Source organism: Psychrobacter sp. AOP5-GZ1-6, assembly GCF_052376345.1.
Classification (GTDB): domain Bacteria; phylum Pseudomonadota; class Gammaproteobacteria; order Pseudomonadales; family Moraxellaceae; genus Psychrobacter.
In genome coordinates this window covers 1-397 of sequence record NZ_JBQSVP010000353.1, presented here as the reverse complement: position 1 = coordinate 397, position 397 = coordinate 1, and the positions used below count along the sequence as shown (strand labels likewise).

Annotated in this window: 1 protein-coding gene; it reads left to right on the top strand. The window is 43.8% G+C overall.

Going from position 1 to position 397, the window contains the following annotated elements:
- On the top strand, window positions 1–385 hold a 385-nt coding region (locus tag ACT3RN_RS16175), incomplete at its 5' end, for an IS5 family transposase (protein ID WP_444518879.1).
- Between the last annotated feature and the right edge of the window lie 12 nt (window positions 386–397).

The window sequence follows — 397 nt, the reverse complement described above, 5'->3', positions numbered from 1 at the left end:
GACTAAAATACATACTCGAACAGATGCATTAGGCAATCCTACTGGCTTTTATCTAACAGGTGGGGCAGCTCATGACCTGTGTGGCTCAGATGAATTGCTTGATGTCAGTATTAGCCAAACGTGGCTTGCCGATAAAGCTTACGATGCTGATGCCCGCGTTATTGAACCGATTAAAGCAGTGCAAGGTAATGCAGTTATACCATCTAAGTGTCATCGGCTGCAGCCAAGAGACTTCGATAAAGAGCTTTATAAAGCGAGGCACCTAATAGAGAACTTCTTTGCCAAGATTAAGCAGTATCGTGCGATTGCCACTCGCTATGATAAGTTAGCCAGTCATTTCCTTAGTGCCATTCACTTAGTTTCTTGTGTCGTTTGGCTTAATTGATGACACGCCCTA